Below are 26,756 nucleotides of genomic sequence, written 5' to 3'. Positions count from 1 at the left end.
TCCGATGGTCAGATCTAAAATGGCAATGGGTGTGTAGCTCAGTTGGGATTCTGTCCTAACAAGGCGCATAGACACCGGGAGTGAAAACTCCACATCTCTCCATTAGAGATGTAAATCTAAAATGGGTGTGTAGCTCAGTTGGGAGAGCGTCGCCCTTACAAGGCGAATGTCGGGAGTTCGAACCTCTCCACACCCACCACTTATAGGAAAGTGGCTAAACAACCTATGACAATGGAGCGGTAGTTCAGTTGGTTAGAATACCTGCCTGTCACGCAGGGGGTCGCGGGTTCGAGTCCCGTCCGTTCCGCCATCTTTCATAAGATGTAAAATATCGATGGGTGTGTAGCTCAGTTGGGAAGTTGTCCTAACAAGGCGCATAGACACCGGGAGTGAAAACTCCATATGAAGCGGGTGTGTAGCTCAGTTGGGATTCTGTCCTAACAAGGCGCATAGACACCGGGAGTTAAGAACTTCGATCGTCAGATCTAAAATGGCAATGGGTGTGTAGCTCAGTTGGGAGAGCGTCGCCCTTACAAGGCGAATGTCGGGAGTTCGAACCTCTCCACACCCACCACTTATAGGAGAGTGGCTAAACAACCTATGACAATGGAGCGGTAGTTCAGTTGGTTAGAATACCTGCCTGTCACGCAGGGGGTCGCGGGTTCGAGTCCCGTCCGTTCCGCCATCTTTCATAAGATGTAAAACTCAAGTTAACGTTACTAAAGTAAACGGTTAGCGGGGGGGGTAGCTAAGTTGGGAATTTGTCCTAACAAGGCGCATAGACACCGGGAGTTAAGAACTCCTCATCTTTCCATTAGAGATGTAAATCTAAAATGGGTGTGTAGCTCAGTTGGGATTCTGTCCTAACAAGGCGCATAGACACCGGGAGTTAAGAACTCCTCATCTATCCTCAAGATGTAAAACAATGAAGGCTGTTTAGCTCAGTTGGGATTCTGTCCTAACAAGGCGCATAGTCACCGGGAGTTAATAACTCCTCATCTTTCCATTAGAGATGTAAATCTAAAATGGGTGTGTAGCTCAGTTGGGATTCTGTCCTAACAAGGCGCATAGACACCGGGAGTTAAGAACTCCTCATCTTTCCATTAGAGATGTAAATCTAAAATGGGTGTGTAGCTCAGTTGGGAGAGCGTCGCCCTTACAAGGCGAATGTCGGGAGTTCGAACCTCTCCACACCCACCATTCTTTTCCAATAATCCTCTTTATGACCTATTCTTCAAATATGAGTTGTTGGCTGTTGTATGACTTTTTATTTGTACTTGATAGTTTTTTGTTGTTATTTTTTGAATATTGTATTGCGCATGAAATACATACTGGTAATATCAGTCAACGGAATTCTATAATAGAAACGTTAAAGACTAAGTAAAAAAATCGTATTTTCCAATAACAATAATAATGGAGATTATTATGACTACTTCATCTAAAGGCTTGTTTAAGGCAAGCATTGTTGCTGTGTCTGTTGCTGCAGCGTCCAGTGCATATTCAGCTGGATTCGCCTTAAACGATCATAGTGCGACTGCATCTGGTGCAGCTTTAGCTGGCGCCGCCGCTTCTAAAAGCGATATTTCTTTTAGCTTCTGGAACCCAGCTCTTTTTACTAATGCTGATACCACGACTTTTATGGCGTCTGGTGCTTACATTATGCCGAGTATGGATGTAACCTTAAATTCTGCTGAAGATGCAACCCCTGCAGCTGCAGGTGGTCCTAAGGATTTGTCTTCTGATGGTGTTACTCAAGACTCTGTAGATAATAGTCTTGTGCCTTCTCTTTATTTTGCAAAGCCGCTTTCGGATAAAACCGTTGCTGGCGTTTCTTTAAATGTTCCATTTGGATTGTCAGGTGATTATGGTCAAGATTGGGCGGGCCGTTTTCATGCGACAGAAACAGGTATTCAAGATATTGCTTTGAGTTTTGCGCTTGCTCATCGTTTATCAGAAAAATTGTCTGCAGGTGCCAGTATTCAAGTACATAAAGCTGACGTAGTACTTGAGTCCGCTGTTGGTACTTCGACTGTAGCAGCTGGTGGGGAAGGCATTGGTCGTATTGAAGCGGATGCGACTGGTATAGGTTATAGTCTTGGTATTATGTTTGAACCTACGAAAGGTACCAGATTAGGTGCTGGATATCGTAGTGAAGTAGATTTTGATTTTGAAGGCGATGTTAAATACACAGATGTATCTGCAACATTAGCTTCAGCTGCCAACCTTGAGAATGCTAATCTTTCAGATTCTATTACTTTCCCTTCGGTTTTAACATTAAGTGTTGAGCATGATCTAAATGAGAAAGTTACTTTAGGCTTCTCTGCTATTCGCACAGGTTGGGGCTCAATGGATGGCATTAATATCGATTTCGATAGTAATCAGTCTAACTCTGTACTAACTTTTGCATTTGAAGATCAATGGATGTACTCAGCAGGTGTAAACTATGTTTACTCTGATAAGCTAACGCTTCGTACGGGTGTTGCTATGGATAATTCACCTGTTAAGGATGAATATCGCTCCGCACGTACGCCAGATGGTGACCGTAAATGGATCTCTTTTGGTGCTACTTATGACTTCAATGATATGACTTCAGCAAGCTTTGCTTTCACTCATGTCATGATTGACGATGTGAATGTTAACAGAGATGGTTCATTATCAGAAGATTCGTCTCGCGGTAAGTTAAACGCTGATTACGAGTCTTCTGCAAACGTGGTGTCTGCCGCGATCAATATGTCTTTCTAAGTAACCTTAGAAAAAAGAGGGTCGATAAAAACCAGAGCCTAGACTCTGGTTTTTTTATGCCAGGAATAAGGGGGTTATAAAGAGTTTGGGTTTGCTGCTTTCTTTTGAGTAACCCATATCATACTGCAAAAGATTAATAGACCATTCTTAACTCTTTGGCTTTTTCATGGTCATTGGCCGTCCAGTCGCTCATCGGAGCAGGTTTGCCAAAGTAATAACCTTGTAATGTATGACAGCCTAAAGCGGTCAGTAGGTTTGCTTGTTCTTTGGTTTCAATCCCTTCAGCAATGACTTGCATGTCCAAAGATACAGCCAGTTGAATAGTAGACTTCACTATGTCCAGGTGGCGTTTATCTTGTGGTAAAGGAGCGACGAAACGACGGTCTATCTTGAGTATGCTAGCTGGAATATCAACCAGTTGCCCAAGAGAAGCCTGTCCTGTGCCAAAGTCGTCAATGGCGATGGAGTAACCGTATTGCGATAAACTGCGTAAACGTTTATGGATAAGAGGGTGAGTCATCACTGAGCTGGTTTCAGTGATTTCCAATTCCAGCATCTCAGATAGCCAAGGGTTATCTGCAATTAATGTCATTAACAAGGCAAAGAAGGTGTCGTTCATTAATTCTTGCCCAGCTAAATTAAACGCAATGGGTATTTTGACGCGTTCTTTATGCCAAGCGGATAAAGTAATGACCAATTCTCTTACGAGATTTTCAGCTAATACCGGTAACATACCGAGTTTTTCCGCGAGTTTGATAAATTCCATAGGAGAAACAAACTCACCCTCATTATGCCATCTCGCCAATGCCTCGAAGGATTTGATTTGGCCATTACCAGCCACCTGAGGTTGAAGCCAAATATCAATTTGTTTGTTTTTAATGGCGCTGCTTAGTTGAAGGCTTAGGTTATGCTCTCTAACCAGTTTGCCTTCGAGTTTATGATTATAAAAAGAGAATTTATCCGAACTACTAGAGTATTCGAGGGCCATCTCACAATGTTCTAATAATTCTTCTGCGGTTTTACCGTCTGTGTCGTAGTAGGCGATACCTAATTGATAATCCATGTTTAGTCTTTGCCCATCCATCATAAGTTGGCTGGGTAATAAAGCTTGAATCAGCATGGATAAGTTTTTAGGAATCAGGTGTGTTTGATTTAAGGGAATAAAACAGGCGAATTTTACACCGCGTAAACGCCCAACAATGGCTTGATCGGATAGCCTTTTTTGTAAAGCCTTAGAGAAGTTTAAAATGACTTTATTAGCATTGTCTTTGCCGTATTGCTTGTTCAGTAATTTAAATTGGCTAATGCGTATGATAAACATGGCACCCGTTAAATGGTTGTCTTGTTCATTGATTTTTAAATTGACTTGACGGCAAAAATGCAAATGGTTGGGCAGTAGGGTCAGTAGGTCGAAATGCGCTAAACGGCTGTTGGTTTGTTGTGTGCTTTCCAGTTTTTGTTGAATGGCACGAAACTCGGTCATGTTATCCAAATGCAAAACATAATGGCCGTGATTGGTCAAAGAAGCGCGTCTTACCTGAATGTGAATATCGATGTTGTGCTTTAATGTGCATTCCGCCTTATTGGACTGCCAAAAAAGTTTAGTTTGTTGATTTAATGGAGCAAGCCATTCGCCAATACGAGTTCCTGTAAAATTAGTATGTTTATGTTTGCTTAATAATTTCTGAGCCAATTGATTGGCTTTAATTAGTACACCACGTTGATCGCATAGTAGAGTGGGAGTACCTGTGTTTTCAAAAAATTCTTCATACAAAAGGTAATTTTCATTTAGTTTGCGATACAGCTCACGCATTTTTGCACTGTGACTTTCTAAGCTGTGGATGATCTGCGAAACCGCTAACGGTAAGCCTATGTTGAGTGTCATGAAGGTCAATAACTGGAAATAGAAGGATGACGATTCACCCACTAATAACTCATCAATCCATTGAGTGGTTACCAAATAGAAAGGGATCAAGTTGAATGCCATCGCTAATAAGGAGGCTTTGAAAGTGAATAATAATCTGGTGATGATGGGGACAGAGTAAAGTGCGATTAGGGCGTATTTTTCAGATTCTCTGTCTGGGTTGGTTAGCAGCATAACACCACTGATAAGTGTGAGTGAAAGCACAAACACAATCGCGCAAATTTTAGTATGTGATTTGCTTAAATAGAGAATAGCGAATAAAGCACAGAGATAGAGGCTGTTTATTTCAAAAAAGAATAATACACCATTGATGAGCATGGAGTGTAATTCAGAAATCACAAATATACTGATTGTGATAGCGATTAAAATGCGCAAAATGCTTAACTGGAATGTGGCTGGGCCTTGTCCAGAAGATTGAGCGGAATCAATAAAAAAATACTGCTTAAGAGAATCCAACAAGATCAAACAACTTTATAATGTAATAATTACAGCTAATACAAAAACATCTTGTATAGACATTACCTAAAAATAATGCGCTTGACCATTGGCTTTGGGCTTTAAAATGGAAAATTTATACACTAATTTCTCTTAAATGGTTATCCCAGTGAACATCTGCCTGTTTATTGATCATTTGTATCCGATTTTGCACTGGATTAGTTGAAAATTGTTTTCCATTTCCTGTGGTTAAGATGAATTCATGTGAGTGGTTATGGGCCACCAAGCCGCATACATCACGACAATTATCAACGCCAAGAAAGGTTTTACTTTCTACATGCCAGTAAGCAACAAAGCCGCCCCGAGGCGTACTGATGGCCAACACATCGCCGGAGCGATCAAAACAAACACTGCCACAATATTGCTTGAAGCGTTGTCTAATCGCCTCAGGGATAGGCAAATATTCCAACTCCGTTTGATCCAAGCGTGACAGTGCTACCAAAGGTACTCGATCCCAGAGTGGGCCTTGATATTGAAATCCTAGCGCAACCGTACCTTGGGCATTAACATCCAAATGACGAATACTTAACTGATGCAGTTCAGGTGCATTGGCTGCTTGGTTCAGTATTTTGCCATCGATTAAAGACACATAACTGACGTTCGGTGCCATGCTTTCTAAGTTGAGTATTTTTCTATCTTCACTGGGGTGGGTTTTTAAACCGCCATTGGCAACAACAAGGACGTCTTCTTTAAGTAACACGGATTCGTGAGGGCCAATGCCATTACTAGGAAAATGTTGCAACACCTTACCACTAGGCCATTCACGAATGAAAATTTTACCCTGCCCTGAAGGATAGTGATTTTCCTGTGTGATCAGGCGTTGACCGTCCAGGGTAAATAGGGCGTGACCATAGAAGTGATGATCAGTTTCCGGTTCAATGCGTGATACAAGCTGTTGACTCGTCACATCAAAAAAATCGATAAAAAAACCCGGTCGGCGCGCAACAATGCCAACGATGGCTTGACTTGGGTGAACTAGTGGTGCGTGTGCTCTTTTGGCTAATTGGGTTTGCCAGACCATTTTTCCTTGCGTATCAAATAAACCAAAATGGTGGCTTTTGAGGCCAGCTCCATTGGTTTTTGAAAAGGCTGAGGCAAAGAGATTGAGATCGCTTTTGGGAGGCGTCAACTTGGCCCAAGTTGGCGTGCAGGCAATGACACTACTTAGACCTAAAAATGCTCGTCTACTAAGCATATTAGTCTCCATCGCGACTATTGAAACCAATTTGAAAGCCTAATTGCGTGACCAACTGTGTAAGGTAGGTTTGACTGTTTGAAAGGGAGTTAATTAAAGGCTGAGCCATTTTGGTACGCTGTGCTTGATTGTATTCCCCCCAAAAATAATCTTCTGGTAATTGCAGTGCCAACTTTTGGTTATTGCTTAAGGCGTTTTCCAGTTTGTCAGCGAGTTGTGGGTATTGTTGCTCAGCAATATCGTATAAGGAAGGTTTGCCAGCATGATAGATTTTACGATAAGAAAGCAGGTTGGCTTGAATAGAGGGCAAGGATAATTTACTGCGATAAAATTCTGCCAGTTTAAGATTTTGGCGACCTTTATAGCCAATCGGGTTTTCTAACTTAGCATCTTTAACGGCAGACATGTGTTCTAGCCATTGTTGTAGCATTTGTTCCAGTGCAGCATGCTCGTTATCCACTTGGGTACCTTCTTCTGCAAAGATCCAATCTTGGGCTTGGCTTTCTTGCCATTGCTTGGCAACGGCTTTTGCGCTGTCATACTGATGTTGGGTAACTTTAGTGAGCAAATGACAATGCTCAGGCGAAGTCAGTGGTGTGAAATCGGGATGGTACATGAGGCTTTCAATGGCAGTAAGTCCGCGTACGGCAATGCTGGCGGAAGTCCAGAATTTAGGGGCATCCATTTTATCTGGTTGTTGTGCCAGACTGCGTAGCTGTCGTTGCGTCACCCCTTTTTTGTCTGGCCAATATTCAAACGCATAGTAACGCATGAAATAGGTAACAGGTCCAAAATTGAGCCATTGAACTTGTTGCCAATCTAAGGTGTTGTGTTGAAATGCTTGTTGTGCAAGTTCTTTATTGGCTGGGTTTGGCTTCGCACAAAATTCAGCTGTTGCGGTCTGTAATGTTTGCGCTGATGTGGCGTATGTCTCATAACCGCTTTTGATTACATCATTTACTATGCCATTTAATGGGCCTTGCCATTGTCCAGCGTAGGTTATCACAGGTAAAGCGAACCCGATAGCGAAGGAAATCAATTTAGGAAACTGCTTCATTATTACAATGACTCCAAAAAATAGATAAGTTTTTGACGGTATTCTTTTGATAAATTTTTATAAGCCTGTTGACTTTTTTTAGCTTCACCACCGTGCCATAAGATGGCTTCTTCGATTGTACGAGCTCGCCCATCGTGTAAAAAGCCAACACGACCTGATACTTTTTCAGATAAACCTAACCCCCATAGTGGCGCGGTACGCCATTCTTGAGGCTGAGCGGAATAACTGGGAAAGCCTGCAGACAATTCTGCGCCCATATCATGCAGAAGCATATCGGTAAAAGGGTAAAAAGTGCGATTTTTTAAGACATCAAAAGCAGACTGATCATCCGTCGTCATTTTAGGTGTATGACAATTTGCACAGCCAGATGCCATAAAAATATCTTTACCCTTTAAAAAACTCTCATCCGATAGATTTCGCATAGCAGGTGGTGCTGCAAGGGAAACATACAAGTCTACTAGGCGAGCTTGTTGCTCGTCGACTTCCAAATTACCAAGATGTGGACTGTTGCCATTAGGGCTTTGAAGGCACGCTTGTTGCCAATCAGTGCAGTCACCTGAAGGCGAAGGAAAATGTTTGGTAGACAACCCAAGATCGGTATTGAAAGCCAATTGATTTTGCACACTAACGCTTGGTGTAGAGGCCTTATAACCAAAACGACCAACAACCAGCTGATTTCCTTTAGGGGCTGGAATCCAGCTGACTTTACCACTGATACCGTCATTATCTTCATCATTAGGATCTGCGGCGTCGATAATGATCTTTTCGGGAATATTATCTAATAGTCCCATACCAATGAGTGGCGGCGAATTTAATAAGGTTATGCCTGTGTTGTCGCTGAGAGGACCATAGTGCAAGCTTGTCCAATGCAGTTTGGGTTTGCGTAGTGCTACTTCTGTACCATCGTCTAAGGTGACAATCTTTGTCTCGTAACTGAGATAAAAATCACCTTCTGGTAACACGCCTGGTGAACTTTGCCCTTGTAATTGTCCACCATAATGTGGATCACCAATGTTTGGAAATATCGTCTGTTCCAACATAGAGGTTTCTTCATAACGTCTGCCAAAACGCACCATAAAAGAGGGAATTGAGGCGCCACTAATACCTTCTTCAGGTGCATGGCCGCGTCCATTATTACGGTGGCAGTTATTACATGAGCGAGTATTAAATAAAGGACCTAAACCATCACTGGCGGTCGTTGAAGAGGGCGAGGGCACCCAAAATTTTTGGAACACGCCTTCGCCTATGTGAAAATCAAATTTTTCTTCCACACTTAAGTTTGCAAGAGGTTGATTATAATCACTTGCTACTGCCATGTTCTGAAAAGCACAAAAGCCTGCAAAGAGGCCCATAAAGACAAATACCTTGCCTTGTTTTAAGGTCATTGTTAGACAAACACCCTTAATTGACTAAATGACATAGTATTTCACATCACCTGAAAAGTGAAAGGGAAGGCAGCCACTTCTATGATATACAACAAGAAGTGGTTGCCTTCCCTTTATTCGGTTTTCATCGTCCCTAGTGAAATACCTTAATGAAGGTATTATTCAAACACAGCGCTTGGATTATCCAGACTGTCGGAGCCTTCTAGTGCGATACCTTGAAGGTCTAAGGTTTGAATGATTTGCTCGGTAACATGAGTTTCGTCAACCAAAGAATCAACAAAATTTTGTACCAACTGATTACCTTGAGTGTTGTTCATGGCAATCAGTACATCAAATGTTTGACCTTTAGCAGCGGCATCGACCATAGCTTGTGCAGCGTCTTCGGTCTTATCCAGTTTTTGCTTCATGTCTTTATCAAGAGCAGCATCTTGTTGCGCAACAAGTTGTGATAAAGAAGCGCCTTTCACCCAAGAGCCATCAACACGTTGATATTCACCAAGGTACACATTCTTGATGCCTTTTGCATCGTAGTAGTGAGACCAGTGAGTGTTATCAGAGAAGCAATCGTGTTCTTCTTCTGGGTCGTGTAGCATCAAGCCCAATTTAGTACGTTCACCGCCTAATTCACCATAAGCCAAACTACCCATACCGGTTAGCATAGTGGCTAGGCCTTGCTCCGCAGATTGCTCTTCTAAAGCAACACGAGCTGCACCACCTTGCTTCCAGTTGTCAGCCATTTCTTCAAGATCAGAAATCAACAGGTCAGTTGCAGCCGATAAATAGTCGCGACGACGGTCGCAGTTGCCATTAGTGCAATTATTTAGATCGAAATCGGTAGCAGGGCGTTCACCAGCTCCTGGATTGGTGCCATGTAAGTCTTGACCCCATAAGAGGAATTCAATGGCATGGTAACCACTGGCAACGTTCGCTTCGACACCGTCGGCTTCTTGTAAATAATCAGCAATCAGTTCTGGCGTAATGTTACTGGTATCTATCTTTTTCCCGCCAATCATCAAACTTTGTGAAGCGATAACATTAGCGGTATACAATGGGTTCAGATCCGATTCAGTACCATAGCTACTGATATCCACATAATCAATCAAGCCTTCATCCAAAGGCCAAGCGTTCACCTTGCCTTCCCAGTCATCTACGATGGCGTTGCCAAAACGGTAAACCTCACTTTGTTGATAAGGTACACGAGAAGCTACCCAAGCCTCTTTTGCTGCGGTTAAGTTGGCTTCAGTTGGATTATCAAGGAAACGATCAATCGCTGAACGTAGATCTAGTGCAGTAGATAGAGAGTCGCCATAAATGGCCTCAGCTATATCTGCGTAATGAGTAACAACCGAATCCGCCGTTACATCTGAAGATTCATTTTTAACATTGTTAGGACCACAAGCTGTGAGCAGCGCACCTGTTACCAAAAGCGCAACGGGTGTAAGTAAAGGTTTCATGTATGACACTCCAATATTGAATTGTCAAAACACTATAAGAGAAATGAAAACGATTATCAATCTGTGCTTTTGCAGAAAATTTACCGAATATGTAACTGAGTGTTAAGAGTTAAAGGGCGCTCTCAATATTCTGCAATTCCGTTATATAATCTATAAACCACATTCATAGTTAAAGGTATTTTCAGCAGTTTTCATAAGATTGTAGTCGCATGCCTTTTCTCGTAGTAAATTTTGACCTTCCCAAGAAACACTCATGCTAACAGGGGTTTTATGTTGATAGCTGGGGATAAAGCGATAAGCGGCAATCACTTCCACTGACGTATTTGGACCTACTTGAATAGACTGGCCGATTAAACGTTGGCGTGTGTCTTTGTTATAGAGGATGTAATCTGTTGTGTATTCTTGATCGCCATTTTCATGGCTGAAGTTCAGCCAAATTTTACGATAAGTTTGGGTTTCATTGGTCGGATTATCAAAACGTAACTTAGTATAAATCATCTGCGCTCTTGATAAGCTGCTTTGAGCATTACTGCCCACCTTTAGATAATGACTTGGTGAATTTTGCCAAGGCATGTTAGCACCAAAAGACACATCCACAATCGCAATGTTTTCTTGAGCAAATACAGAACGCGAGTATTCCATCAAGTCTTTAGTTGGGGCATATAAAGCAAGTGCAGCCAAACTGAACAAAGCAAATTTTTGCGTACGTGACGCTATGGCAAGACGTTTAATCATAATCTATTCCTTACTCTTCTATCTTCCTTGTTTGACCAAATAAAGTGGTGAGTTGAAACAAGGAAAAAGCCTTACTGTTTATTTATACAGTACTGTATATGCGTACAGAAATGATGTAAAGCCTTAATCTGAAAAAAGTTTGTATTTTTATAAAAAAAAACTTGCTTTTATCGAATAAACTTTATTTGTAAGAAAAAAATAAAAAATGTTTGATTTTGTATAACCATATGAAAAATATAGATAAATATAACCTTCCCACAAGCTTCTTCACGGATTCTGTGGAAAATAAATGTCACAAAATGTTTTTCTGTTTTTTGTAGGGATTTTCTGACTTAGCAATGAAATTATCTTGTTCAAACACTATAATGCAGCGAAAATCGACATGAGGTAGGCTGTGGATAAACAAGATGTGATCATAATTGGTGCTGGTGCGTCGGGTTTAATGTGTGCTGCTACGGCGGCTTATCGTGGTAGAAAAGTGCTGATATTAGATCATGCCAATAAAGCGGGTAAAAAAATTCTCATGTCAGGTGGTGGCCGTTGTAATTTCACCAACATGGACGCTGCACCGAAACACTTCTTATCAGATAATCCACATTTTTGTATTTCGGCATTGCGACGCTATACACCGCAAGACTTTGTGGATCTGGTGGATCGTCATAGTCTGGATTATGTAGAAAAAGCGCCGGGGCAATTATTTTGCGAGCATTCAGCAAAAGACTTATTGTCCATTCTCATGACAGAGGTAGAGTGGTCGGGAGCGCAACTGCAGCTAAATACTCATGTTCAACAGATAGAATATTTGAGCGATGGTATTCTGGTGACGACGAACCAAGGCCAATTTGAGTGTGAATCCTTAGTTGTCGCAACAGGAGGCTTGTCTATTCCAACCATGGGCGCGAGTGGTTTCGGCTACGAGCTTGCCGAGCAAGTGGGTCATCATGTCTTGCCGATGCGCGCAAGTCTGGTGCCAATTACCTTACAACCAGAGCGCAAAGAACAACTTTCTGCTTTGTCAGGTATCGCCTGTGAGATTCGTGCAAGTGCTCACAATGCGCAATTTGAAGAGCCCATGCTATTTACCCACCGTGGTGTGAGTGGTCCAGCCATACTGCAAATTACCAACTTTTGGCAACCGGGTGAGGCCTTACAAATTCATCTTGCTCCCAACCTCACTTTGGAGAGCTTGAATCAAGCGCGAGATCAACAAGCAAAAAAGACAATAGAAAGCGTGCTGGCCAATGAATTACCCAAGCGACTGGTCGAACTCATGAAAACGGAATTGCCTTGGCTAGAGCAAAAATTAGCGCAAGTATCTAATGAACAATTGGACAGCTTGATTCACTATCTCAGTCATTTTGATATCGCGCCAAACGGCACCGAAGGTTATCGTACGGCGGAAGTCACTCTCGGGGGAGTGGATACCAAAGAAGTGTCTTCTAAAACCTTTGAATCACAAAAACAAAAAGGCCTTTATTTCATCGGTGAAGTGCTAGATGTGACAGGCTGGCTAGGTGGTTACAATTTCCAATGGGCTTGGAGTAGCGGCTTTGCTGCAGGGCAGTATGTATAAATGCACTACAAAAACACATCAATCACTTAAGGCTTGAGACCAGCTATTTAAAAACTGCGTTTGCTTATGCTGATCTAAATACAGCAAAAGTTCTGGACCTAGGCGAATAGGGTGAAAGTTAGTGCTACTGTTGAGCTGATTTTCGGGGTCGTTATGGGAGTCTAGAGTTCGATCTAATGGCAATAAAGCCGTGTTGTTAGCAATGGTTTGTTGGCCTGCTGGGGATCTTAAGTAGGCAATAAAATCCGCACCTAGTTCTGCTTCCACTGCGTTACGATGAACAAAGGCGGAGCGCACAATGACCAAAGCGTAGTCCTCAGGAACAATCACCCCAATGTGTTCATTGGTCATGGCTTTGGCCATAGCATAAGAGCCTAACAAGTTGTAGCCAAATACCAAATCACCGATTGTCAGTCGAGTTAACAGCAAAGACGTACAGCAATCAATATGCGCTTGTGCTCGACCTAAACTTTCTTGTAGACGTCCTGTTAAGCTAAAGGTAACTTCGTCTTGGGACGCGACCAAATAGCCTAGCCCTGAACTGGCGGCGTCATAAGTTCCAATTCGACCGTGGTAAAAATTAGCCTGCTCCCGTAGCTGTTCGGATAATGCTTCATGAGTATGAGGAATAGCTCTGTTTTGAAACGCCTCTTTATTATAAACGAATACAATCGGCTCATAGGTAAAGCCAAACAGTTCGTTGCTCCATTGTGCCCAGGATTGATGGCTTGAAACATTCGGTACATCGAAAATAGCTTGTGCATAACCATCATTGACTAATTTTACCTGTAGATCTGAAGCTGAGCTGATTACCACATCTGGAGTTGGCAATGTCGGATCAAGCAATTCATTATAGAGCTCTTGAGTATTAAACTCCCTATACAAAATGGTGACCTCAGGGGTTAAGGTTTCAAACTCATTGAGTAATGGGCGAATCGCACTGATGTCTGTGGTGCTATAGATTCGTAGAACGGATTCTTGTGCTATCAATGGCAACAAGGAGAAAAGCAAACAAGATGCAATGATGATTCTAAGCATAGTGACTAGCCATTATGTGAGGGAATGAAAAACACACAGCAAGTCCACCCAGCTCGCTTTTAGATAACGAGAGCTTACCTCCATGGGTTAAGGTGGCACTTTTTGCGATAGCAAGTCCAAGGCCAGATCCCTGAATGTTGCTGCCTACTTTAACGAATCGCTCTAGCGCTTGGTTCATCATGTTTTCCGGTATGCCTGGACCATTGTCTTCAACCCGTACTTGATGATTTTCCTGCATATGAAGGAGGCTGATACGGATAATTGCCGTATTGTTTGAAGTATTGGCGCCATGTTGGACAGCGTTATCAATGACATTTCGTAAGGCTTCTTTCAACACTAACTCATCGCCTAATATCTCCACATCTTTAAGCGGTGGAACGTATTCGAACTCTATATCCATATGGGCGTAGTCCCGGACGGCCTGAGTGATGACGTCTTGTAGGATCCTTTGCATGGTTAATACAGTAAAGGTTTGACGATCACCGCGATGAACTATGGTGGCATGGGCCAACAGCTGATTAGTTAATCGAGTAAGCTTGGTGTGGTCTTTATAAATCTCATTAATGGTATGTTTATCAATTTGATCGTTATCTGAGGTTAAAGCAATTTCTAGCTGTGCTTTCGTCGTAGCTTGAGCTGTACGAATTTGATGAGAGGCATCGGTAATAAAATCACGCATAGCAGTCAATGCACTTAACCATTGTTGACGATAAGCGTTGATGGCTTGAGTTAGTGGTGCGACTTCAAGCATCTTGGTTGTCGGCAGGTTTTGCTTATCCATTGGCGATTGTGTATTGAGCTGGGAAGACAGCCAATTTAAAGGAGATAATGCGCGATTGATGGTGATCCACATCACCAATAAAGCAGTGCCCATCACCACCATTAGCGTTGTTAGAGCGGCATAAAGTGTCTCTCGCATTTGCGCGTCTCTTGCTAATGTTGTTTGCCCCAAAATAATGGTGACATTACCAGCTACTGAGCGCTCACTAAGGCGTTTTTGACGGACAATGAACCGTACTTTATTCCCTTTATAGGTATGAAGAGCGTAATGAGGTTCAAGTAGATCCGCTGGTTGCTCAGTTAGTTTTACGGGCAGGTCAGAATATCCGCTAAGAAAATTAGCGTTTGGCCCATAAATGGCGTAGTAGATCTTATCGTCTGGGGCCAGTTGTAAGATTTCGAAAGCGGAGTAGGGTAAGTCGATATGAAGTTGATTTTTGGCCACATTAATGCCGTCTAGCATGGTTACACTTGCGCTGGATAACAGGCGATCATAGGAATAGTCTGCACTGGTGTTAGCGTAATGCCAAACACCAACACTCAGTATGGCCAGAACGGAACACATAAAGAGTGCCGTTCTAGTCAACATTCGTTGACGTAATGAATACTCCTCAGAAGACGAAAACACGGCGAGCCTCTTTTCAATCGTGGACATGCGCTAAATATCCCAGACCACGGACAGTCTTAATGATTAATGTGGAGCCTTGGAGTTGTTTTCGTAACCTCGTCAGTGTCTGTTCAACCGCGTTAGGTGTGTAGGCTTCATCGAAATTGTATAGCCGGTTTGCGATGTCATCTTTGGTTAGCATTCGATCAAGATGGGTTAAAAAAAGCTCAAGCATCTGAACTTCTCTAGGGCGCAACTCAATGATCTCTTGGTTGACCTTAACGACTTTGGTCGCACTGTTAAAGCTTAAATTGCCGCAATGAATTTCATTATCGGACTTGCCTCGCTCCCGACGTACCAGTGCTCGGCACCGAGCCGCCAGCTCTCTTAAATCAAACGGCTTGACCAAATAATCATCGGCTCCTAAGTCTAGCGCACTGATCTTATCATCCACCTCTGCACGGGCAGTTAGAATTAAAACGGGAATGGGGTTTTTTCTTGATCTAACCGACGTTAGTAACTCAAAGCCACTTTTTCCTGGCAAGTTTACGTCAAGTATCAAGACTTCGATGGCGTCATGAACCAAGATAGATTCTGCTTTTTCAGCACTTTCTACCCAATCAATGGCATGTCCCATTTTAGAAAAATATTGGATGATAGATTGTGCTAAACCTTGGTTATCTTCCGTGAGCAATATTCGCATATTCCCTACTCTTTTTTGTTTTTTTATTTGGTGTCAGTTTGATGTCAGATTCAATGCTTACTTTTACGCTACTGTGTTTTTGGGCGCAGAACAATAACAAAAAAAGTGGAGCTTGATTAATGAAGACTATCAAAAAATCCTTACTCGCCGTTTCAATCATAGGTTTAACGTCAGCGGCTTTCGCCTTTGAACCATCAAAGCCAACCTGTATTGCTCCAGCGAAGCCTGGTGGTGGTTTTGACTTAACCTGTCGTGTGGTAGCTACGGGTTTTGAGCGTGCTGAACTGCTGCCAAAACCAATGGCTGTGACCTTCATGCCTGGTGGTGTTGGGGCAGTAGCCTACAACCACATCAACAAAGTGAATCCTGATGATGGCAATGCGTTGGTTGCCTTTAGCTCAGGTTCACTACTTAACCTAGCGCAAGGTAAGTTTGGCAAAGGCCTGGACGAAAACGATGCCCGTTGGGTGGGTACAGCGGGTGTGGATTACGGTGCCATTATTGTCAAATCCGATGCCCCTTGGAAGACATTAGGCGAGTTGGTTGAAGACATTCGTAAAGACCCATCGGCTTTCGTGTTGGGTGCTGGCGGTGGTGTTGGCAGCCAAGACTGGATGAAAGCGGCTATTCTGATGAAGGCGTCTTCCATTGATCCTAAGAAAATGCGCTACGTAGCTTACGAAGGTGGCGGTGAGGCCTTAGCGGCCTTGATGGGCGGACATATTAAAGTCTTCCCAGGTGACATTGGTGAAATGAAAGGTCAACTGGATGCTGGCAAAGTTCGTGTTTTAGCGGTGATGTCTCCAGAACGCTTAGAGGGTGAGTTTGCTTCGATCCCAACTGCCCATGAGCAAGGCTTTAATGTTGAATGGACCATCATGCGGGGTTATTACCTAGGGCCAAAAGTCTCCGATGAAGCCTACCAATACTGGTCAAACAAATTTGCTGAGGCCTACAAAACTGAAGCATTCAAACAAACCGTGGTGGAAAAAGGACTGATGCCATTTTATATGCATGGTGAAGCATTAGATGAATACGTAAAAGTCCGAGTTCAGGATATGCATGAACTTGCTAAAGCAGCTGGTTTAATCAACTAATGAGGCTTTTTATGTTTGACCGCCTATTTGCTTGCATTCTGTTAGGTGTGTCCGGGCTTATTGCCTGGACAGCTTACCACTTTGAAGTAGCGTTCCAGTATGAACCCCTTGGGCCAAAGGCCTTCCCTCTAATTTTATCTGTTGTTTTAGCGATTTGTTCCGTTTGGTTGATCATTAAGCCAAGTGCAAACAAGTGGACACCAACGGGTGCCGTGTTGATTAAGCTAATCAGCGGTGTCCTGTTGATGACTGGCTACGCATTTTTGTTTGAGAAAGCAGGTTTCATTATCTCGACAGCCATGGTCGGTACGGTCTTTTGTGTGCTGTTTGGCGAGCAACTCATTCGCGCGGTGTTGTATTCAGTGACTTTAAGTCTTGTGAGCTATTTTATTCTGAAACATGTTTTACAGTTGAACGTACCAACCGGTATGTTATTCGGAGGTTAGTATGGAAACACTCGACTTTTTAGCGACGGGTTTTTCTGTGGCTCTCGCTCCAATGAACCTTGCGCTGGTACTGATCGGCTGTTTTGTTGGCACGCTGATTGGTTCACTGCCTGGTATCGGCCCTATTAATGGTGTGGCCATTCTTTTACCTTTGGCTTATGCCATGGGTTTTCCACCAGAATCCGCACTCATTTTATTAGCAGGAGTCTATTACGGTGCTGAATACGGTGGTCGTATCTCAAGTATCTTGCTTAATGTACCTGGTGATGCGGGTGCCATTATGACCACGCTAGATGGTTACCCTTTGTCTCAAAAAGGGGAAGGTGGAAGAGCGTTGGCGCTGTCTGCAGTAGCTTCCTTTATCGGAAGTATGGGAGCGTTGATCTTGATCGTGCTGTTTGCTCCTTTGCTGAGCGAGCTCGCACTCAAGTTTGGTCCCAGTGAATTTGTTTGGTTGATGGCGTTTGCATTTACTTGTCTTGCGACCATGGTAGGTAGTCGTCCTTTAAAAACAACCGTAGGGGTGGTGATAGGTTTATTGCTAGCCACTATTGGTGTGGATTCAGGCACTGGCGTTTTGCGCTTTACCATGGATATTCCGAATTTCTATGATGGCGTGGATTTCTTGGTGGTTGTCATAGGTATGTTTGCCATCAGTGAAGTCTTGATATTACTAGAAAACTGGCTGAAAAATGATATGAAGCTTACGCCGGTTGGCAAAAGCTTTGTTTCTATGAGTGACTTGATTGCGGTGAAATGGGTTGTTCTGCGCTCAACCTTGATCGGATTCGTAATTGGTGTTTTACCTGGAACAGGGGCTTCAATTGGCAGTGCGGTTGCCTACGGAACGGAAAAGCGTTTTGCCGAAGGCAACGGTGATCAATTTGGTAAAGGGGACATCCGCGGTTTAGCTGCTCCGGAAGCTGCTAACAATGCATCGGCAGCCGGCTCCATGTTACCTATGTTAACTTTGGGTATTCCTGGTAGTGGCACGACAGCGATTTTGCTGGGTGCCTTGCTGATGTTTAACATCACACCTGGACCGCTTTTGTTTGAACAGCAGCCAGAGATCGCATGGGGTCTGATAGCGTCAATGTTTGTCGGAAATATTGCTTTATTAGTGATGAACTTGCCTTTGGTCGGCATGTTTGTGCGATTGCTTTCGATTAAACAGTCTTACCTAGTACCAATTATCGTCATGTTGACATTCATCGGCATTTATTCGATCCACGGTGATAGCTTTGACCTTTACTTTATGGTTCTGCTTGGTGTATTTGCATTCATTTTACGCAAGTTGGACTTTTCTCTAGCGCCAGTGATTTTAGGTCTGGTACTGGGTAAGGTTTTAGAAGAAAACCTACGTCGAGCCTTGTCCATCAGTGGCGGTGAATGGGGCATTTTATTTAATGGGCCCATCTCCATATCACTTGCAGTGGCGACCCTTGTCGCCGCGATAGGGCCTGTTATATACAAGGCATTAAAGCCGAAACACTAAAGGTTAAGAACACTAGGTCCATAACAAAAAGCCACTTATCTAGTTGATCAGTGGCTTTTAAATTTGATCTTACCACGACTGAATTACAGACAAAGCGAGTAGGAGTATTCATTTTCATTACTCAAAGTTCAGGGATATACAGAGAGAGGCATACTCAGATTGCTGAATTTCCTGATTGCAGGAACTCAATGTCAGTCGAAATTTTCATCTGCTGCGTTCAATGTTTGAAAAGTTAACATTGCAATTCAATTGTTTCATAAAGCTGTTGCTATAGCCTTTTATAGTGGTCTTTTTGCACTGGCAACGAGTATGATTTAAAGTGGTTACGAGTAAGGTTTAAAGCGACAACAAGATTGTCTATCTTACTGCCTGTTTGTTATGAATATTCTTAGCAAACTCCCTGGATCAGCAGACAGGGTAATAACTGAGCTGGCTATTTGACGAAATCCTATTTCATTTATCGTTTCAAGGAGCCTGTTTATGTCTGCGTTTCAAACTAATCATTCTGTTTCCCGCTTATGGATCAAGCAACCTCTCGCTTGTTTTACAGCCAACGAGCTGGATGCCAGCGCTGGCATCGTCATTGAAAATCAACGTATTGTCGAAGTGTTAGCACAAGGACAAGAGCCCAGTAGTCCAGTGGATGAGGTGTTTGACGCTAAGAATCTGGTGGTATTACCAGGCTTGATTAATACCCATCACCATTTTTACCAAACCCTGACCCGTGCCTGGGCACCTGTGGTCAATGTGCCCCTGTTCCCTTGGCTGCAAAACCTTTATCCCGTTTGGGCAAGGCTCACGCCAGAAGCGCTTTCGTTAGCGACACAAGTGGCCATGGCCGAGTTGTTATTGTCTGGCTGTACCACGGCGGCCGATCACCATTACCTGTTTCCCACTGGCATGGAAGACGCTATCGACGTGCAAGTAGAAGTGGTGCGTCAGCTTGGTATGCGCGCCATGCTAACCCGAGGTTCCATGAGTTTAGGGGAAGACGAAGGTGGTTTGCCGCCGCGTCATACGGTGCAAGATGGGGACACCATTTTGGTAGACAGTCAGCGACTGATTCGCCAATACCATGAGCGGGAAGAGGGCGCTCAGATCCAAATTGCCTTAGCCCCTTGCTCTCCCTTTTCTGTCACCCGAGACATCATGATCGACAGTGCCAAATTGGCCGAGCAAGAAGACGTGCGCTTGCATACGCATCTGGCGGAAACCTTGGACGAAGAAGCCTTCTGCTTAAAGATGTTTGGCCTGCGCACCGTGGATTACCTAGACAGTGTGGGTTGGCTGAGTGATCGTACCTGGTTGGCTCATGGTATCCATTTTAATGACGACGAAATCCGTCGTTTAGGCCAAGCCGGCACGGGCATTTGCCATTGTCCTGTGTCCAACATGCGCTTGGCCTCCGGTATTTGCCCTACTTTGGACTTAATCGAGGCGGGCGCGCCGCTGGGCTTAGGGGTCGATGGTTCAGCGTCTAATGATGCGTCCAACCTCATGTACGAAGCGCGTCAGGCCTTGTATCTACAAAGGCTCAAATACGGTGCCGAGCGCATTACCCCAAAAACCGTACTGGGTTGGGCGACCAAAGGCTCTGCCAGTGTATTGGGGCGTAACGACATAGGTGACATCGCCCCGGGCAAACAAGCCGATTTGGCCTTCTTTAGTCTGGATGAACTGAGATTTTCCGGCAGTCATGACCCTATTTCTGCCTTATTGCTTTGTGGCGCAGACCAAGCCGAGCATGTCATGGTAGCAGGGCAATGGCGGGTGAAACACAGACAGATTCTGGGCTTAGATATAAACGAGCTTATCGCCAAACACAGTGCCTGTGCCAAGGGTTTAATAAACGCAAGATAAAATGTGTGAATAATCCTTTTTCTAAATTGCAATTTATATTATCAAAATATAGTATACATTTTTAAACTTTTGAAGGATTGATGTAAAGTGCACATTTTAAATCGGATTTTTCTGCTTATTTTTTTGAGCTTTGTTAGCTTAACCGTTAGTGCTAATGATTTTGAGAAAAGTTTTTCTCTATGTTTAGATTATAAAATTAAAGGGAGTTCTAATTTTGATAAAGATGTTTTCAGTTGTGGGTCACTGATTCAGTCTGCATTAGATAAGAATGAAAAAATTAACAGTGATGCTGCTTTGAAAAAACTGAATAATGAAATTAAAGCAATGAATAAGAGATATAACAAAAATGTTCCTCTTTTTTCTATTTATAAAGATAGCTTTGATGAAAAATCCCTTAGAGCTTTGAGAGACATTAATTATCTTAGAGAGAATATATATAAGTATAAGAGCTTGAGTTACGATTTTAATAATCTAGATTCGTTTGCTTCATTTGACGATATGAAATGGGATTTAGCTAGATCAAATACTAGAAAAGCTAAAACTTATAACGAGATTGAAAGCAGTGTTGCAAATATAAAAAGCAAGGCACCTTCTTTTGATATTGCAAAATATGAGGATATTATTTCTAAGATTCATAGTAAGTATGAGGTTGAGGATTCGGCTTCAGAGTTAATATTTGAGGTGATTTCGAGCATAGATAGGTTAAAACGAATCAGTGATTATACTCAGGTGAAAGGTTCAAATAATGTCCGTAAAGACCATTGGAAAAAAGTAGTAAGTGTTGAAGTGGTAGAAAAATTATCGAGTAAAGCTTATTTCAAAGGCTTAAAGCCAACATTTGATTCTTACTTTGATGCCTATCAAAATGCGAGGATGACTACAGAAAGTAATTTTTTGACGAAATTCTTATTTGATTACTATAATCAGGCAACCATATTTGATATTCCAGATAGTAAAAAATACTATACCCCTGAGCCCGTGGAAGAGAAAATGTATGCTTCTCTAAAAACACTTAAAAAAGAGTTAAATGATTGGCATACTTTTCTTCCAGATTCAGATATGATAAATAAGTATAGAACTGAAATGCCAAAAACGGAATCGATTACCAAAGCTGAAATTCAAAAAGGACATGAAAAGCTAAGAGAACGTGTGCTTTCGGATTTACATAATGCTGAAGTGCCAAGAACAAATCATGCTCAAAATCGAGTAGAGCAAGATATGGTTAGTGAAGTAGCAAGTTCTTACTTTAGCGGTGGGGTTCCTTTTATTGATGTAATGGGTCGAAAAGTCAAATCACAAAAAGTCATTAGCTTTCCTATTCAAACTGGAGATTGGACTCTCTATAGAGACAGCTTTACTAATCTCCCTATTCGTAAAGCGGCCGATTATGAAGTTGTTGTGCAGGATGATCAAGGAGGCTGCCATGCAGTTTCACTAAGAATTCGCAGAGATTATTTCATTGGTGATGTATGGGGTGATGTTTCACTAGGTCATGTTTATCAAATTTATCCACTCTTATGTGAAAAAATTTAGTGTTAAGAAAAATAAATTTATTAACATAATTAGTTTATGATATTTCTCTAATATTAAAGTGGGGTTAAGTTTATCTTAACCCCACTTTTTAGATTTGAATAGTGTTTCAGTTATTGAGACTTTAATCAAAGCGCTTTTTCTTCTATACAACAAGGATTGCGTAAAATTTAAAAAAGTTCGATGTAACCCTACAATTCACCCAAAGTTGTGTTTGCGACAACGCCATATCACATCTTGCCTTTGCCATATCTTGTGCAGTCTTTTCGGTAAAAATTATCGATTTTTTCTTCCATCACGCCAAAAAGCATAGGTCAAAAAAAATAGTTTAAGCATGTCTTAGAAGTGTATAAGATAGGCAAGCAGGCCAACCCCAGATTGCCTTTTTTTGATGAACAGGACAGCAAAAAAAGACTCGGCTACGCTGCCGTTTTCCTTAGTACATCGTACACCTTAGTACACCTTACAATGCCAATGATCAAACACCGTGACAGCAACGCCGCACTCTTTAGCGCCATTTCTCAATACAGTATTGAAGACTGGAACAACTGGCAGACCCAACAAAGAGTCGAGCAGTTAGAAGAAGTGTTGGAAAATTTGGCGCATTATTAGGGGAAGGGGTATTGGGAAAAGCAACTCGTAGAAAAAAGTGACTTGAATTCGAGAGACAGTACTTTTTGGATTGAAGGCGTTTTCATTGATGAAATAGACGCTGAATACAAAGCTTGTCTACTGCTATTACAACTTATTATTAATATTATGAATGAAAAAGATTCTTATGAAAAACATACTCATCACGGAATTTTTCTTCTGCTTTTTTCTAGGGGCTGTTCCTACTTTGATTGTGGATATCGAAGGGAGTTTAGATAGGATAAAAACTCTAAAAGCCACGGTGCCGAGCGATACGCTGTTTATCTACTTTGTTTATCTATTTGGTATACATTTTGTTTGTTACGCCCTAAATAAATGGATATTTCAGTCTAATCTTAGGAGGAAGGAGTTCTTTAGGAAATTGCATGAATTTACTTATGAACTAGGGTTCGCTATACAGGGTATATACCGAATTGTTGCTGGTGCTGTTGTAATGGTGTTAGTGCTAGAGTTGCTAGATCATGGACTGGTGGGGTACTGGAAAGCCGCTGTGGTATCTGGGCTAATACTGTCGTTAGCTTGTTATAGTTTTAGTGTAATGCTAACTCGACTCAAGATTAAGACCGCACCATAAACAACAAGCATCGCAGGGTGTTGAAACCAAATACCTTGCGATGTAGCTCTTACCGTCAACGATTCTTTTTAAAGTTCTCAGCTTGTTCGAAGATCTCTTTATAGACTTCGTCACGATCCACTGGTGGATAGCCGAATTTTGCCAATAGCATGATCAAGTCTACTTTTAGCTCGGCTTTGATGTCGTCTCTTTGGCTCCAATCTGTGTATTTGGCTTTGTCGTCTACGACTTCTTTTACGGCTTTGGCAAGGGCGAGTAACTTGTCTTCTGGATAGGAAAAGTCGTAGCGAGTTGCCAGTGATAGCAAGATATCGTAGAAGGCTTTTTCTTCTAGATTAATGCCCATGTCCACGAATGACCCCATTTCTGTTCTGAGGTCTTGATACATGGTAATGATTTCATCAGAAAAATCTTCCAAAACATCACTGACCAGCACATCTTCTTCTTTGCGTTCGTTGTATCTGTCTACTAAAGATTTAAAACGCTCAGAAAAATCCACCGCTTTGAGCTTGTTCACCTGTTTAAACTCGCCAATGGCTTTTGCCAGCATTTGTTGCAGCAGTTTGATCTTGGTATTGGGCAGTTTGATTTTTTCAATTTTGGCGAGGTAGTCATCGTCGAAGATATCAACCCCATCTTCCCCTTGTCCTAGCTTGAATATCTCTTCGACACCGTCACTTTTGAGTGCAGCCGAGATCATCTCTCGCACACGGGCATTCATTTGCGCCGTATCGGGGGCGTCGCCTTTGGTAAGTTTATAGACAATAGAGCGAACGGCGAGGTAGAAGTGAATCCAGTCGCGTTCTTGTTGTGTTAACTTTTCGCTACCGCAGCAGACATCGTAAGCAGTTTTTAGGCGTTTTACTAACGCCATAAAACGTTGTTCGAATTTTGGCGGGTGCTGTAAAACAAACTCAGCCGCATGGTTTAAGCAGTTAAGTTGTGCGACAGGTTCGCCCGTGAAATAGGGCGCAGCATCGAATTTATGCAGTAACTTCCCTAATAAATCCAAATGGTCTTTCACCACAATGATCGACTGGGCGATGTCTTCAAAGTTGGTTTCCTCACTTTTGGAGTACATGGCTAGGGCAGAATTCATCTGGGATTTAATACCTATGTAATCCACCACCAAGCCTTTGTCTTTGCCCTCAAATTTACGGTTCACGCGGGAAATGGTTTGAATCAAATTATGGCGCTGAATCGGTTTATCAATATAAATGGTGTCTAAGAAAGGGACATCAAACCCTGTTAGCCACATATCCACTACGATGGCGATTTTGAAGTTGGATTGACCATTTTTAAACTGACGATCCAGCTCTTTTCGATAATCTTTTGAACCCAGCAAATCCCATAGGGCTTTCGGATCGTCTTTGCCACGGGTCATTACCATTTTGACCCGTTCCATTGGTTTGGCTAACTTACCTGTTTCGATGGCGCGTTTACGTTCTTCTTCACTGAACCGTTCAACGTCTTCGGCTTCTTTTATCTCAAACCAGTGTGGGCGAAGCTGTTGCAACTCTTGGTAGAACAAGTAGGCCACCTCACGAGAGGAGCTGACGAACATGGCCTTACCCTTGATGGTCGAGCCTTCTTCAATGCGGGTTTCGTAATGCGCAACAAAATCTTTGGCAAGGGCTTTTATGCGGTCAGGGTCGCCTAAAATAGCCGTCATATTGGCAGAGGCTTTTTTACTTTCTTCAATCTGGTGCTCGTTAGCCCCCGCGTCCGCGCATTCCTGATAGTAGGTTTCGATTTCAGCCAGCTTAGCGTTGTCCAAAATTACCTTGGCAGCACGACCTTCGTAGACGATGCGCACGGTAATTTCATCTTTTACCGATTCAGTCATGGTGTAGCTGTCTACCACCTGACCAAACACGGCCAGCGTGGCATCCACAGGTGTTCCCGTAAAGCCCACATAGGTCGCATTGGGTAAGGATTCATGCAGGTACTTGGCAAAGCTGTAAGTCTTGCGGATACCTTTATTTGGGCCGTCTTCGATAATGCGAAGTTTCTGATCTAAATTGGTTTGGCTGCGGTGGGCTTCGTCGGAAATACAGATCACATTACTGCGGAAAGTCAGTAGCTCTGTGTCTTCGGTAAACTTATGGATTGTGGTTAAGAAGACGCCGCCGCTGTTGCGACCTTGCAGTAAGTCTCGTAAATGGTCACGACTTTTCACTGCGACAATACTTTGATCGCCAATGTAACTCATGGCTTGACCAAACTGTTGGGCAAGCTGATCGTCCAAATCAGTTCGGTCGGTGATCAAGACAATGGTTGGGCTTTCAAACTCAATGCTTTTCATTAACAAGCGAGTTAAAAACTGCATGGTGTAGCTTTTACCGCAGCCTGTCGCGCCAAAGTAGGTGCCGCCTTTACCATCTCCGTTAGGCTTTCTGGCTTGCTTAATGCTGTGGTGCAGTTTACGAGCCGCGTAATATTGCGGATAACGACACACGATTTTCGTCTCAGATTTCGACGCGTCAGGAAAGTAAATAAAGTGGCGCATCACGTCGCGCAAACGGGCTTTATCGAACAAGCCTTGCAGCATGGTATGAAGGGAGCTAATACCGTCTTTTTCAATCGACTCATTGCCCGTGATTTTGCGCCATGCATAGAAGAATTCGTAAGGCGCGAAGAGCCCGCCCATCTTATTGTTAACGCCGTCGCTGATCACGCAAAAAGCGTTGTACACAAAGAGGGTAGGGATATCACGGCGGTAGCGATTGGTCAGTTGATCCCAAGCGCCAAAAATCGTGGCGTCTTCTTCGCGAATGGCGCTCTTAAATTCAAACACCACCAAAGGCAAACCGTTGATATACAAGATGGCATCGGGAATGCGTGTTTCCCCTTGGCCGCTAGAAGATGCACTGCCTTCAATTTCTAACTGAGTGACCAGCTTATATATATTGGCGTCATTGTAAGTAGCGGTAGGCTCTGCGACCATCGGGTAATCAGTCTGTTGCTCTTTGGCTTGGCCAGACACAAACGGCAACAGGCCTTGCGCCACATTGGCGTAATCCAACAATTGAATATAGAGGTCTTTCTGACGAGCTCGATTTTCAGAGGCGTTTTGCGTGTCATGTTGAGTGCTTTTTCGTTTAAACAGAAAACCATCACTCAGCCATTTACAGAAGGTTTTATTGCTTTCATACAAGTCACTGGCGGGTAAGGATTCAATTTGCAGAATAATGGCATCTATCTCACTTTCCGTTATGCCATCCGCCGCATAACGAGTCGCCAAAAACGCCCGTAAATCGGCTTTAATCAAGACATCGCTTTTATGACGAGCACTACCATTGGCTTCGACAATCGAATTGCCCGACACATGGGGGAAGCCTTGCGTCCCCAATAACTCAACAATCGCCGCTTCCAACTGTGCTTCTGTAAATTTGTTCAACTTTGCCTCTTTATT

Annotated in this window: 18 protein-coding genes and 5 tRNA genes; 13 read left to right on the top strand and 10 right to left on the bottom strand. The window is 42.9% G+C overall.

Features of this window, described 5'->3' with window-relative positions:
- The first annotated feature begins 123 nt into the window (after positions 1–123).
- From ABXS85_RS03780 to ABXS85_RS03755, 6 genes are all read left to right on the top strand, one after another.
- Positions 124–199 (top strand) — tRNA-Val (locus ABXS85_RS03780).
- A 34-nt stretch (positions 200–233) separates the two neighbouring features.
- Positions 234–310 (top strand) — tRNA-Asp (locus ABXS85_RS03775).
- Between the two features lie 188 nt (positions 311–498).
- Positions 499–574: transfer RNA gene (locus tag ABXS85_RS03770), tRNA-Val, on the top strand.
- A gap of 34 nt (positions 575–608) precedes the next feature.
- Positions 609–685 (top strand) — tRNA-Asp (locus tag ABXS85_RS03765).
- A 439-nt stretch (positions 686–1,124) separates the two neighbouring features.
- Positions 1,125–1,200, top strand: a tRNA-Val gene (locus ABXS85_RS03760).
- A gap of 225 nt (positions 1,201–1,425) precedes the next feature.
- Entirely contained in the window at positions 1,426–2,742 is a 1,317-nt protein-coding gene (locus ABXS85_RS03755; RefSeq protein WP_353668716.1) for an outer membrane protein transport protein, read from the top strand.
- A gap of 133 nt (positions 2,743–2,875) precedes the next feature.
- Here the strand turns inward: ABXS85_RS03755 and ABXS85_RS03750 are convergent, their stop codons facing one another.
- The 6 genes from ABXS85_RS03750 to ABXS85_RS03725 all read right to left on the bottom strand — a co-directional run bounded on the left by ABXS85_RS03750 (position 2,876) and on the right by ABXS85_RS03725 (position 10,987).
- The gene (locus ABXS85_RS03750; protein ID WP_353668715.1) at positions 2,876–5,125 is read right to left on the bottom strand and encodes a GGDEF domain-containing phosphodiesterase; all 2,250 of its coding nucleotides are present in this window, start codon (positions 5,123–5,125) and stop codon (positions 2,876–2,878) included.
- 112 nt (positions 5,126–5,237) lie between these two features.
- Positions 5,238–6,356, bottom strand: a complete 1,119-nt coding sequence (locus ABXS85_RS03745) for a DUF1513 domain-containing protein (RefSeq protein WP_353668714.1) — start codon at positions 6,354–6,356, stop codon at positions 5,238–5,240.
- 1 nt (position 6,357) lies between these two features.
- Complete coding sequence (locus ABXS85_RS03740; protein ID WP_353668713.1) at positions 6,358–7,413, bottom strand: imelysin family protein; 1,056 nt, start codon at positions 7,411–7,413, stop codon at positions 6,358–6,360.
- Between the two features lie 2 nt (positions 7,414–7,415).
- Positions 7,416–8,798 (bottom strand): di-heme oxidoredictase family protein, encoded by a 1,383-nt coding sequence (locus ABXS85_RS03735; RefSeq protein ID WP_353668712.1) that lies wholly within the window; start codon positions 8,796–8,798, stop codon positions 7,416–7,418.
- Between the two features lie 158 nt (positions 8,799–8,956).
- On the bottom strand, positions 8,957–10,252 hold the full coding sequence (locus ABXS85_RS03730) for an imelysin family protein (RefSeq protein ID WP_353668711.1): 1,296 nt from the start codon (positions 10,250–10,252) through the stop codon (positions 8,957–8,959).
- Positions 10,253–10,402: 150 nt separating this feature from the next.
- Positions 10,403–10,987: a hypothetical protein gene (locus ABXS85_RS03725; protein ID WP_353668710.1), complete on the bottom strand. Its 585-nt coding sequence runs from the start codon at positions 10,985–10,987 to the stop codon at positions 10,403–10,405.
- 394 nt (positions 10,988–11,381) lie between these two features.
- On the opposite strand from ABXS85_RS03725, the gene ABXS85_RS03720 reads away from it, so the two are divergent.
- Positions 11,382–12,560: an NAD(P)/FAD-dependent oxidoreductase gene (locus ABXS85_RS03720; protein WP_353668709.1), complete on the top strand. Its 1,179-nt coding sequence runs from the start codon at positions 11,382–11,384 to the stop codon at positions 12,558–12,560.
- Between the two features lie 18 nt (positions 12,561–12,578).
- On the opposite strand, the gene ABXS85_RS03715 is transcribed toward ABXS85_RS03720, so the two are convergent.
- From ABXS85_RS03715 to ABXS85_RS03705, 3 genes are read right to left on the bottom strand one after another with little or no spacing between them, the layout of a single operon-like run.
- Positions 12,579–13,598 (bottom strand): ABC transporter substrate-binding protein, encoded by a 1,020-nt coding sequence (locus ABXS85_RS03715; protein WP_353668708.1) that lies wholly within the window; start codon positions 13,596–13,598, stop codon positions 12,579–12,581.
- A complete protein-coding gene (locus tag ABXS85_RS03710) occupies positions 13,591–15,033 on the bottom strand; it encodes a sensor histidine kinase (RefSeq protein ID WP_353668707.1) in 1,443 nt (480 codons plus the stop codon). The genes ABXS85_RS03715 and ABXS85_RS03710 overlap by 8 nt, the downstream gene beginning before the upstream one ends.
- Positions 15,020–15,688, bottom strand: a complete 669-nt coding sequence (locus ABXS85_RS03705; RefSeq protein WP_353668706.1) for a response regulator transcription factor — start codon at positions 15,686–15,688, stop codon at positions 15,020–15,022. Before ABXS85_RS03705 ends, ABXS85_RS03710 begins: the two co-directional genes overlap by 14 nt.
- 119 nt (positions 15,689–15,807) lie before the next feature.
- Here ABXS85_RS03705 and ABXS85_RS03700 point away from each other — a divergent pair, with 119 nt between their 5' ends.
- The 6 genes from ABXS85_RS03700 to ABXS85_RS03675 all read left to right on the top strand — a co-directional run bounded on the left by ABXS85_RS03700 (position 15,808) and on the right by ABXS85_RS03675 (position 22,728).
- Complete coding sequence (locus ABXS85_RS03700) at positions 15,808–16,785, top strand: tripartite tricarboxylate transporter substrate binding protein (RefSeq protein ID WP_353668705.1); 978 nt, start codon at positions 15,808–15,810, stop codon at positions 16,783–16,785.
- 11 nt (positions 16,786–16,796) lie between these two features.
- A complete protein-coding gene (locus tag ABXS85_RS03695; protein WP_353668704.1) occupies positions 16,797–17,231 on the top strand; it encodes a tripartite tricarboxylate transporter TctB family protein in 435 nt (144 codons plus the stop codon).
- Between the two features lies 1 nt (position 17,232).
- Positions 17,233–18,726 (top strand): tripartite tricarboxylate transporter permease, encoded by a 1,494-nt coding sequence (locus ABXS85_RS03690; RefSeq protein ID WP_353668703.1) that lies wholly within the window; start codon positions 17,233–17,235, stop codon positions 18,724–18,726.
- 480 nt (positions 18,727–19,206) lie between these two features.
- A complete protein-coding gene (locus ABXS85_RS03685) occupies positions 19,207–20,586 on the top strand; it encodes an 8-oxoguanine deaminase (RefSeq protein WP_353668702.1) in 1,380 nt (459 codons plus the stop codon).
- An 87-nt stretch (positions 20,587–20,673) separates the two neighbouring features.
- Positions 20,674–22,119, top strand: coding sequence for a hypothetical protein (locus tag ABXS85_RS03680; protein WP_353668701.1), 1,446 nt, complete (start codon positions 20,674–20,676; stop codon positions 22,117–22,119).
- A gap of 465 nt (positions 22,120–22,584) precedes the next feature.
- The gene (locus ABXS85_RS03675; RefSeq protein ID WP_353668700.1) at positions 22,585–22,728 is read left to right on the top strand and encodes a hypothetical protein; all 144 of its coding nucleotides are present in this window, start codon (positions 22,585–22,587) and stop codon (positions 22,726–22,728) included.
- A gap of 668 nt (positions 22,729–23,396) precedes the next feature.
- Here the strand turns inward: ABXS85_RS03675 and ABXS85_RS03670 are convergent.
- A complete protein-coding gene (locus tag ABXS85_RS03670) occupies positions 23,397–26,741 on the bottom strand; it encodes an HsdR family type I site-specific deoxyribonuclease (RefSeq protein WP_353668699.1) in 3,345 nt (1,114 codons plus the stop codon).
- Positions 26,742–26,756 lie beyond the last annotated feature (15 nt).

The organism is Marinomonas sp. THO17 (genome assembly GCF_040436405.1).
Taxonomy (GTDB): domain Bacteria; phylum Pseudomonadota; class Gammaproteobacteria; order Pseudomonadales; family Marinomonadaceae; genus Marinomonas.
The sequence above is the reverse complement of the archived record's forward strand: the minus strand, read 5'-3'. Positions and strand labels throughout refer to the sequence as shown.